This is a genomic window from Pseudoalteromonas phenolica, from assembly GCF_005876835.1.
Classification (GTDB): domain Bacteria; phylum Pseudomonadota; class Gammaproteobacteria; order Enterobacterales; family Alteromonadaceae; genus Pseudoalteromonas; species Pseudoalteromonas phenolica_B.
On sequence record NZ_PPSW01000040.1, the window covers coordinates 1 to 10310 of the forward strand.

The 10310-nt window shown below is 40.5% G+C and carries 8 protein-coding genes; 6 read left to right on the top strand and 2 right to left on the bottom strand.

Going from position 1 to position 10310, the window contains the following annotated elements:
• Positions 1 to 174: 174 nt before the first annotated feature.
• Positions 175 to 1038: an acyl-CoA thioesterase II gene (gene tesB, locus C1E24_RS19305; RefSeq protein WP_138484324.1), complete on the bottom strand. Its 864-nt coding sequence runs from the start codon at positions 1036 to 1038 to the stop codon at positions 175 to 177.
• Positions 1039 to 1162: 124 nt separating this feature from the next.
• Between tesB and C1E24_RS19310 the strand changes: the two genes are divergently transcribed.
• Positions 1163 to 1627 carry an EVE domain-containing protein gene (locus tag C1E24_RS19310; protein WP_138484326.1) on the top strand — a complete coding sequence of 155 codons (465 nt, stop codon included), beginning with the start codon at positions 1163 to 1165 and terminating at the stop codon, positions 1625 to 1627.
• 56 nt (positions 1628 to 1683) lie between these two features.
• Here C1E24_RS19310 and C1E24_RS19315 read toward each other — a convergent pair whose 3' ends face one another.
• Positions 1684 to 2748, bottom strand: coding sequence for a potassium channel family protein (locus tag C1E24_RS19315; protein WP_138484328.1), 1065 nt, complete (start codon positions 2746 to 2748; stop codon positions 1684 to 1686).
• Positions 2749 to 2922: 174 nt separating this feature from the next.
• Between C1E24_RS19315 and C1E24_RS19320 the strand changes: the two genes are divergently transcribed.
• The 5 genes from C1E24_RS19320 to C1E24_RS19340 all read left to right on the top strand — a co-directional run bounded on the left by C1E24_RS19320 (position 2923) and on the right by C1E24_RS19340 (position 10205).
• The gene (locus tag C1E24_RS19320; protein ID WP_138484330.1) at positions 2923 to 3867 is read left to right on the top strand and encodes a chemotaxis protein CheV; all 945 of its coding nucleotides are present in this window, start codon (positions 2923 to 2925) and stop codon (positions 3865 to 3867) included.
• A gap of 149 nt (positions 3868 to 4016) precedes the next feature.
• Positions 4017 to 6182 carry a DNA helicase II gene (uvrD, locus tag C1E24_RS19325; RefSeq protein ID WP_138484332.1) on the top strand — a complete coding sequence of 722 codons (2166 nt, stop codon included), beginning with the start codon at positions 4017 to 4019 and terminating at the stop codon, positions 6180 to 6182.
• Positions 6160 to 8226 (top strand): GNAT family N-acetyltransferase, encoded by a 2067-nt coding sequence (locus C1E24_RS19330; protein WP_206078145.1) that lies wholly within the window; start codon positions 6160 to 6162, stop codon positions 8224 to 8226. Before uvrD ends, C1E24_RS19330 begins: the two co-directional genes overlap by 23 nt.
• 46 nt (positions 8227 to 8272) lie before the next feature.
• Positions 8273 to 9313 (top strand): ABC transporter substrate-binding protein, encoded by a 1041-nt coding sequence (locus C1E24_RS19335; RefSeq protein WP_171040938.1) that lies wholly within the window; start codon positions 8273 to 8275, stop codon positions 9311 to 9313.
• 43 nt (positions 9314 to 9356) lie between these two features.
• Positions 9357 to 10205, top strand: coding sequence for a CZB domain-containing protein (locus tag C1E24_RS19340; RefSeq protein WP_138484338.1), 849 nt, complete (start codon positions 9357 to 9359; stop codon positions 10203 to 10205).
• Positions 10206 to 10310: the final 105 nt, after the last annotated feature.

The window sequence follows — 10310 nt, forward strand, 5'->3', positions numbered from 1 at the left end:
GTCTCACCCCGTGTCAGTGGGGTCGCATTATAGGGAGATCATTTTTTTGATCAACCCCTTTTTGCAATTAATTTTAAGAAATGTGTTCAACCGCTCAAAAAGAAATCAAAACCCTGTTTTTAGTCGCTTTTTGCTAACATTTAATACAGGTTATTTGCATTTGAAGCCTAAGATCTAGTTAGATCTTAGTCTCATCACGCCTTCTTGTATGGTGGAAGCAACTAATTCACCTTTTCTATTAAAAAATTGCCCCCTAACTAAACCACGGCCACCACTCGCACTTGGACTATCGACACTATATAGCAACCATTCATCCATTCTAAATGGACGGTGGAACCACATAGCGTGATCTATCGTTGCAACTTGCATATTCGGTTGCAAGAAAGAAAGCCCGTGCGGCTGCAATGCCGTTGGCAAAAACTCAAAGTCTGACGCATATGCTAGTAAGTAGTTATGTATACGTCTGTCATCAGGCATTGTGCCATTTGCTCTAAACCAAACATGCCTTTTGGCTTCAGTACTTTTTGGTTTAAACGGGTTCTGAAAGTTTACCGGACGCATCTCGATAGGCATTTCGCAGGTAAATTTATTTCTCAGTTGCTCAGGAATTAGATCTGCGTGCTCTTGGTAAAACTCAAGTGATGACTTAAGGGTTTCTGGTGCTGGCACATCAGGCATCTTTGTTTGATGAGATAATCCCTCTTCATCCCCCTGAAAAGAAGCTGTCATGTAAAAGATAGGTTTACCATATTGGATTGCACAAACACGGCGAGTACTGAAGCTTCTTCCATCTCTGATAGTTTCGACATCATAAACAATTGGTTTGCTGGCATCGCCAGGGCGTAAAAAATATGAGTGTAAAGAATTAACATAACGATCTGCTGGCAAGGTATATTTGGCTGCCGATAAGGCTTGCCCCATTACCTGACCACCAAACACTTGTGGAAAGCCGAGATCTTGGCTTTGCCCTCGATAGATCCCTTGTTCAATTTCTTCTAATGAAAGAAGTGACAGTAAATTCTCTAATACCTGACTCATAACTCATTACCCTCAAACAACATAACGCTTTAATCATACTACACGTATCTGTTTATTGTGTATTTACCTTGCTCAGCTTTGTTATTTCATCAACAATATTAAAAAACACTATCTGAACATTTTTATGGCTTATTGGTTATTCAAAACGGAACCCGATGCATTTTCTATTGATGATTTAAAGAATGCACAAGAGCAAAGCACTTTTTGGGAAGGTGTAAGAAACTATCAGGCACGAAACTTTCTAAGAGATGATGTCAAACTAGGTGATCAGATCTTTATTTATCACTCCAGCTGTAAAGTGCCTGCAATTGTCGGGATCGCAGAAGTAACAGAAGAAGCACACCCAGATCCCCACCAATTCGATCCAAGTAGTGATTACTTTGATGAAAAATCTAAGCCAGACTCCCCAAAATGGTTTGGTGTCACTGTTCAATTTAGAGAAAAGTTAAGGCCTATCTCTCTGAAACAGATTAAGGCTGATCCTAGAATTATCGACTTACCCCTCAAAAAAGCAGGCCGGTTATCCATCATGCCCGTTACTGAGGAAGAGTTTTTTTTATTAAAACATTACCATCATAGCGAGCAATGATAGTTGCTCGCTATTATCTACCGTAAAACGATACAATCTTTACGACTTCAACAAGCCTATTTGATTTCTGACCACTTTACTTCTGACGGTAAAATACGCTCAGGTGAAATATAGTGAAGAATATCACCGCCTTTAATTTGATAATGCAGAGGCGGATTTAAGTCCATATTAAATGCATTTTGATCGTGGGCAACTCCCAAAATAATCGCATCGTGCTTTTCTTTGAAGTAATGAAAGAAAGCCGAGAAAGGAAGTGCTGCAATATTCTCAGGTAACCGCACACTAAACTGAGTGTCGCCATGTAAAGTTGAAAGTAATTCCTCTTGCACTCGACTCGAACCAGGATCTTGCATAGCGCGCACTAAGATCTCAGCTGACTTTGTACTAGAACACTCAACATTCTTACAATGAGTGCGAAGCAAACTGACTTTACTTTCATCAATGAAATGCGCACTAATATGTGCTGCTTCTTTAATTAACGGGCTTATCATTAATGCCGTAGTGAAGGTCTGATCGTCATCTTTGCCATCTATGATAATTTTATCAGCTTGAGAAATCGCAATACGATCCAATTCTTTTTCATCTGTAAAACTCGTCAGATGGGCAAATTCAACTTCAGAATAGTTGACAAGTGGGTGCTCTTCGAGATCATTAACGGCAAGAATAATTTGTCGGTCTTTTCTTTTATTATCTGCAAGTATGTAATCAACAATCTTTTTTGTTCTCTGCTCATGCCAGCCAAAGATGACAATGTGATCCGTTAAGTGTGCTAAGTTTTTGTTTCCTGTCATTGCTCTTTTTACCCAAAATGTAACTAACTGCCCGACTTTGCCAAGCAAAACACCAAATAGCGCTAAACCAAATGGAATTTGGAATAACGCAACCACCCAACGACCCATTGGGGTTACGGCACTCATATCGCCATATCCTACCGTTGAAGTGGTAACAACATAATAATAAAAATAGGTGTTGAGCCCTAATAGATCGGTTTCATTTGCAGCATGAAGGAGTAACCATGTAGCTGCGATGTGCAACACAGTTACAGCCATTAATAACTGCCAACTAGCTTTGTCTATATGTGCTCTCAAGAGCATGGCTAGTTTTTTAAAATACAGAGGCATAGCTAAATTAATTGAATTTAATGATTTTTGTTCACAATACGCGATATCTATTTGCTTGCAAATACCACTTTAAATAAATCTAGGATAGACTTATAGATGACCTCATTTTAGGTTTATTAGATTTCTACCTCGTGTTAGGTATACTAAATTTATCTTCTTTCAAAGGATAACGACATGGCTGGTGTTTTAGCTTCTGTGGACCAAAGAACTCAACTTGTGGGTGAAAACCGACTTGAGTTATTGTTATTTCACTTACATAGCCGCCATTTGTTTGCTTTAAATGTCTTCAAAGTAAAAGAAGTTGTAAAGCTGCCACACCTAAACATCATGCCAAACGCGCATCCGAAAGTATGTGGTGTGACGACTATTCGCGGCGAATCAATACCAGTTATCGACTTAAGAAGGGCAATTAATATGCCCGAATGCCCAAGAGATGAAGATTGTAATCTTGTGATCACCGAATATAACCGCTCAGTTCAAGCATTTTTAGTCGGTAAAGTAGACCAAATTGTTAATACAACTTGGTCTGACATCATGCCAACACCGAGTTCTGTGGGTAAGAATCATTATTTAACTGCACTGACCAAAATTCAGCGAGACGATAAAGAACATATTGTCGAAATCATTGATGTTGAGAAAGTATTGGCTGAGATAATTTCTTATGACATTTCAATTTCTGATAACGTCTTAGATGAGACTATTTTACCAGAATTTAAAGGTAAGAAAATTCTTCATGCGGATGACTCACCTACGGCTCGACGCCAAGTCGCAGATACACTCGCACAACTTGGTATTGAAATTATACCGGCTACAGATGGCTTAGAAGCTTTAAAAAAGCTCCAAGGTTGGGCTGAACAAGGTTTAAATGTCAACAAAGAGATTCTAGCTGTCATCACAGATGCAGAGATGCCCGTGATGGATGGTTACCGTTTAACCTATGAAATCAGGAATGACTCAAGGTTAAAAGACTTACATGTCATTCTTAACACATCACTAAGTGGCAGCTTTAACCAAGCCATGGTTGAAAAAGTAGGTTGTAATGCGTTTCTATCTAAATTCCAACCAGACTTATTAGTGGAAGAAGTTCAAAATCGCTTAAAAGAATACATCGGTCAGTAAACTGGTTATTTATACAGTTTAACTTACTCTAATTTTCTTTACTTTTCAAAGCATTAAGTTTTTACGCTCAGTAAAAATGCGCGTCTTGCTGGGAAATAGACGCTAGCCTAGGTATACTTTGCTGCATTCTGATTTGGCAAGGTAACTTAATGGACGTTTCTGATTTAATTGACGGCTTAAACGATAAACAACGCGAAGCTGTAGCTGCTCCGTTGCAGAATATGCTGGTGCTGGCAGGCGCAGGTTCAGGTAAAACGCGAGTGCTTGTTCATCGTATTGCATGGTTAATGCAGGTAGAGCACGCCTCTCCCTATAGTATTTTTGCTGTGACCTTTACCAATAAAGCCGCCAAAGAAATGCGTTCCCGTGTAGAAGAAACGCTTAAATCGCCTGTCGGCGGTATGTGGATCGGCACTTTCCACGGTTTATCACACCGGATCCTTCGCGCTCATCACCGTGAAGCTAACTTACCAGAAGCGTTTCAAATCTTAGACACTGACGACCAAGTACGCATGATCCGCCGCCTCTTAAAAGCTATGAATATTGATGAAAAGAAATGGCCGCCAAAACAAATCGCCTGGTATATCAGTGCTCGTAAAGATGAAGGTCAACGTCCAAAAGATATTCAAGCTTATGATGTGAACGAACAACTCATGTTGCGCGTTTATACGGCTTATCAAGAAGCCTGTGACAGAGCGGGTTTAGTCGACTTTGCTGAAATCTTATTACGCTGCTTTGAGTTGCTACAACAGCAGCCGACATTACTGCGCCATTATCAGCAGCGTTTCCGTCATATGCTGGTAGACGAATTCCAAGATACCAACAACATTCAATATCGCTGGTTAAAACTACTGGCTGGCGGTGACAGCAATATCATGATCGTAGGCGACGATGACCAAAGTATTTACGGCTGGCGTGGCGCTAAAATCGAAAATATCAAACGCTTTTTAGATGACTTTGAGGCAGAGACTATTCGCCTTGAACAAAACTATCGTTCTACAGCAACCATTCTAAAAGCATCAAACGCGCTAATTGAAAACAACGCCGAACGTATGGGTAAAAGCCTTTGGACAGATGGTAACCAAGGCGAACCAATTTCGATTTATGCCGCCTTTAATGAGTTAGATGAAGCTCGTTTTGTGGTAGGTAAAATTAAGACTTGGCTGAATGGGGGTAATGCTTTACAAGATTGCGCCATTCTTTATCGTAACAACGCCCAGTCACGTATTCTTGAAGAGGCCATGTTACAAGAAGGCTTAAAGTATCGTATTTACGGCGGTATGCGCTTCTTCGAACGCCAAGAGATTAAAGATGCTTTATGTTACCTACGCCTGATCTGTAATCGCCAAGATGATGCCGCATTTGAACGTGTAATCAACACCCCAGCACGTGGTATTGGTGACAAAACTTTGAGCCATATCCGTGACTGTGCACGTAATGAATCGATGCCATTATGGTACGCCGCAAAAGCAATCCTAGAGCAAAAGCATTTAGCAGGCAGAGCTGCAACAGCCGTCACCAAGTTTGTTGAACTCATCGAGCATCTCAGTGATAAAATCGATGAGCTAGAATTAAGCGAACAAGCCAAGCAAACCATTGAAGTCTCGGGCCTAATGGCAATGTACCAAGCCGAAAAAGGCGAAAAAGGCCGCGCTAGAGTAGAAAACTTAGAAGAATTAATCAGTGCCTGTGGTCAATATGAACCGCCTATTGATGAAGACTTTAGTTCACCACTACAAGGTTTTTTAGCTTATACGTCACTGGAAGCTGGTGAAGGCCAAGCTGATGAACATGAAGATGCGGTGCAAATGATGACTTTACACTCGGCAAAAGGTCTAGAATTCCCGCTTGTATTTATGGTTGGTGTAGAAGAAGGTATGTTCCCTTCACAGCAAAGCCATGAAGAGTCGGGTCGCTTAGAAGAAGAGCGCCGCTTATGTTATGTCGGTATGACCCGAGCAATGGATAAACTCTATATTAGCCATGCCGAAAGCCGTCGTTTGTATGGACAAGAAAAACATCATAGTCCTTCGCGTTTCTTACGTGAAATCCCTGAAGACTGTGTAGAAGAAATTCGCATTAAAACACAAGTTTCACGCCCCGCGAGTACAGGCCGCTTCAGTAACACCATTACTTTGGCAACCTTTGAAGATAGCGGTTACAACCTTGGTCAACGAGTTTTACATGCTAAGTTTGGTGCTGGCACCGTATTAAACTACGAAGGGAATGGCGCGCAATCGCGTATTCAAGTCAACTTTGACGATGTGGGTACTAAATGGCTTGTCACCGCTTATGCAAGACTCGAAAAAATATAATTTAGAGGCGCTATTTGAGCGCCTTACTTTTAATCAGCATCGTCAGTTAGTGTTGTTTAGTGGCTCACAAATGTGGGCTGCCACTGAGTTAAATAAACTCACAAACAAAACAACTTCTTTTTTAACACTGTCAAAAGAACCGGCTTTTAATCAAGCGCAATGGCCTGAGCATCTTCATCAAATTCTCGGTCAAGAGTTCGAGGTCGCAATATACGATGGATACTCAGGGATTATCCCTAATAAACTCGCGGCACTGAGTGGCACAGTAAAGGCAGGCGGAATACTTGCGCTCGTCTTACCTGAACTTGGACAATTAAGTTTTTGGTGTGACCAAGGGATCACAACTTGGCAAAATCACCAGCAATCGCTAACAACGAGTCCATTTTTAATACGTTGGCAGCGCTTATTTACTCAGTTACCTATCTCTATTATTTCTGAAACTAATGACGCAAGACTGTCTTTGCCAAGTTTAAAACCTGCTTCAGAGCTTAAGCATAGATTAGGTGAGCAAGATAAAGTGATTGAAACGCTCATTACATTACTCACCAAATCTCGGCAACATACTTTGCTTACAGCCGATAGAGGCCGTGGTAAATCATCGGCTTTAGGTTTATTAACGAGCAAAATGCCTGAGCAATCATTTGTGGTATGTGCTCGACAATATCAAGCAGTAAAAAGTAGCTTTATGCATTTGGCCAAAGCCCTCGGAGTTGAATATTCAGGCAATGAGAAAACACTCGCTAATCTTCGCTTTTGTCCACCAGATAAGTTACTTCAAGAAAATATCAGCGATGACATCATTCTTATTGACGAAGCGGCAGCTTTACCCGTGCCTACCCTCATCAAAATAGCGGATAAGTTTAAGCGCTGTGTATTTGCGTCGACTTTAGTGGGCTATGAAGGTAATGGTCGAGGCTATACGTTAAGGTTCAAACGTTTCTTAGCAAAACACTCCTCCACCTATCAGCAATTGACCCTCAATGCGCCTATAAGATATGAGCAGTGTGATCCGTTAGAAAGCAGCATAAACAAACTATTCGCGCTAGACGCGCAGTTTAATGCACCAAAGCAGCTTGAACAGTTCGAGTTCTCTCATCTTACATCTGAAGATTTACTGCACGATGAGCATCTACTCAGACAAGCATTTTCATTATTGGTGCTCGCTCATTACCAAACCAGCGTTAATGACCTAAGACAATTGCTCGACCAACCTGAAAACAAACTCTTTGTAATCAAACAGCAAAATCACTTGCTTGGTATTTGTCTGGTCAGCATTGAAGGCGCTTTAAATAAAGATAGCATCGCAGCAATTGCGCAACAAAACAGGCGACCCAAAGGGCACTTGCTACCTCAACAGCTTTACCACTTGCTACAACAAGATGCACTTTTGAGTCATAAAGCCGCTAGAGTTGTCAGAATAGCCATCGCACCAGATTTTCAAAGCCAAAAGCTGGGTCAGCAATTATTGAGCTACACCGAGCAGCAACTTCAAGATGAGGTCGACTACTTTGGCAGTAGCTTTGGCTGCACCGCACAGTTATTAAAGTTCTGGCAAGAGAACGATTATCACATTGTGAAATTAGGCTTTAAACAAGACAAAGCCAGCGGCGAGTATTCAGCAATTGTGTTAAAGAGTAATAAAGATCTGTCTGAAGAACAGCATCAGTTACGAGTGCGCTTTTCTCAGCAATTTACTTATCAACTGCTCACGCACTATCAAATGTTAGATGACAAGCTTGTCAGGCAGTTACTAAAACCAATATCTGGCAACCCTCATATTTCGACTGAGCATAAGCAGCAGTTGAAAATATTACTCAACCAACCTGCGCATATTGAGCAAGGCTTGGCTTTGATTTGGCAAATTACGACACAAAACCCACAAGTGCTATACAACCTTTCGGCTATTTCCCATCGACTACTAATTAGGCTAGTATTACAAGGTAATAAGAAAGGCGTAGTTCAGAAAGAGTTATGCATTGACTCAAAAAAACAACTAAACATATGTTTATCTAATCTAGTTGCAGAAATTTATGCTCAAATTTAAGCCCTCAATTTTGCTTACTTCTTGCCTACTGTGGGCAAGTCAGCTTATGGCTTCTGGATCGCAACTCGATATTAAGCTAGGTATGTCGGTAGCATTAACTGGACCAGCCAGTGAAATAGGCAAACAACTTGCTTCGGGTTCTAGAATTTACTTTGAGCAACTCAACAAACAAGGTGGAATTCATGGCGCACTTATCGAACTCGATGTGAGAGATGATGGCTATGAGCCAAACCATACCGTCAACAACACACGCTTTTTTATTTACGATAAAAAAGTACATGCTTTGTTTGGCTATATGGGTACCCCAACCACAACTGCCATAAAATCCATGCTAGAGCACACGCAAATCCCTTTACTTATGCCATATACGGGTGCTACATTTTTAAGGGAAAAACCCGCATTCAAAGTGTTTAACCTAAGAGCCAGCTACCTTGATGAGGCAAAAGAACAAATCAGTCACTTAGTTGATGAGTTGGGTCATTCAAAAATTGCATTGCTCATACAAGCTGACGAATTTGGTATTACATTACAAAAAAGCCTCACTGCGGCACTAAAAATGAGGGGATTAAAACCTCAGGTAGTCGGCCGATTTCGTAGAAATACCAATGGAGTTGAGAAAGCACTCAAACTAATTGGCAACAGTGAAGCGACAGCCGTTGCTATGGTAGGCACTTATGAGCCGTTATCATACTTCATCCTGCTATCACAAAAGCAAAACAAGAAACTTGCATTCACCACTGTATCATTTGTCTCCAGCGAAGACCTATTAAGTAAGCTGACTCAACCAAGCCAATTAATGGTCACAGAAGTGGTGCCAAATCCAGTCTCTTGTGAGGGTAAAATTTGTGAGCAATTCAGAGCAACGTTAAGCACACATTCTTTACCTATTACGCACGCCATCTTTGAAGGGTATCTCAACGCATTAGTGTTTAGTCGTGCCGCAAAAATGTGTCCTTTACCATTTAATTCTAACTGTGTCCTCAATGCCTTAAGCAATGTGATCAACCAAGATGATGAATTACGTCATTTATTTAAGATCAAACCAAAGCAAAAGAAATTACCAATTTTCCGTTCATATCATTCGTAATTGATCTATCATTAGTCATACTTATAAGCATGATGAGGCAGACATGGATTTAATTAACTTTCGTGTTGGGCAAAAAACAATTTCTTTAAAGATCTTAGACATATTGCTGACCGAGCGCTATGAAGGAAACCTAACCTCATTGCCAAACGGCAACCCAAGCTTCTTGGGGGTCAAAGATTACATGGGCACCCCAACGCCTATTTTTGATCTTGGCTTAATCTTAAATAACCAATCTTCCTCAGAAGTGAATCAAGCACTCGTAAAACTACTACATGATCGAGAACAAGATCATAAAACTTGGTTAGTAGCACTTGAACACAGTATTCATGAAGGTGTCGCTTTCACCAAAGCACGAGACCCTAGACAATGTGAATTTGGGAAGTGGTTTTACAGCTTTAAAACCGATAATGAAGACTTAAAAGCTTTACTTGCACGCTTTGAAGAACCACATACAAAATTACACAATCTTTCAAGCACCTTGTTAGACATGTGTGCCAAAGGCGAAAAAGAACAAGCGGTAAGAATACTCGAAAAAGAGCGCACTACAACTTACCAAAAGCTAATCAGATTATTTGAGTCAGCAAGAGATCAAATCACGCTCGATCATAAACCTATTATTGTTTTCACAACCTTAGATGGTCAAAAACCACATATTGGTTTGTTGGTCGATCAAGTACAAGACAATATTCATTGCGATGAAAGTGAGATCAAACCACTTAATGAGATCACCAATATCGGTTTTGATATCGATCCGCAGACAAAACAAATGATGAAAGGTTTAATTAAACGTGATGATACACATAGTGTATTAATCGATCCTAGTGCGATTTTTAGACCAGAACATTTACAAAGCTATGAGCCTGAAGAAACAGAAAGCTACGGCTTATTTTAATCATTATTAATAGCTGAGTTCGGAAAAGTAATATACCTATATAGTTTTTGCTTTTAATAGCTACAAAAAAACCGCTCAATTGAGTAGCGGCACTCGCTTAAGAGC

Excerpts from the sequence above, each read along its gene's own strand:
- tesB (WP_138484324.1), bottom strand. The coding sequence starts at position 1,038 with ATGAGTCAGGTATTAGAGAATTTACTGTCACTTCTTTCATTAGAAGAA.
- C1E24_RS19310 (WP_138484326.1), top strand. The coding sequence starts at position 1,163 with ATGGCTTATTGGTTATTCAAAACGGAACCCGATGCATTTTCTATTGAT.
- C1E24_RS19315 (WP_138484328.1), bottom strand. The coding sequence starts at position 2,748 with ATGCCTCTGTATTTTAAAAAACTAGCCATGCTCTTGAGAGCACATATA.
- C1E24_RS19320 (WP_138484330.1), top strand. The coding sequence starts at position 2,923 with ATGGCTGGTGTTTTAGCTTCTGTGGACCAAAGAACTCAACTTGTGGGT.
- uvrD (WP_138484332.1), top strand. The coding sequence starts at position 4,017 with ATGGACGTTTCTGATTTAATTGACGGCTTAAACGATAAACAACGCGAA.
- C1E24_RS19330 (WP_206078145.1), top strand. The coding sequence starts at position 6,160 with ATGCAAGACTCGAAAAAATATAATTTAGAGGCGCTATTTGAGCGCCTT.
- C1E24_RS19335 (WP_171040938.1), top strand. The coding sequence starts at position 8,273 with ATGGCTTCTGGATCGCAACTCGATATTAAGCTAGGTATGTCGGTAGCA.
- C1E24_RS19340 (WP_138484338.1), top strand. The coding sequence starts at position 9,357 with ATGGATTTAATTAACTTTCGTGTTGGGCAAAAAACAATTTCTTTAAAG.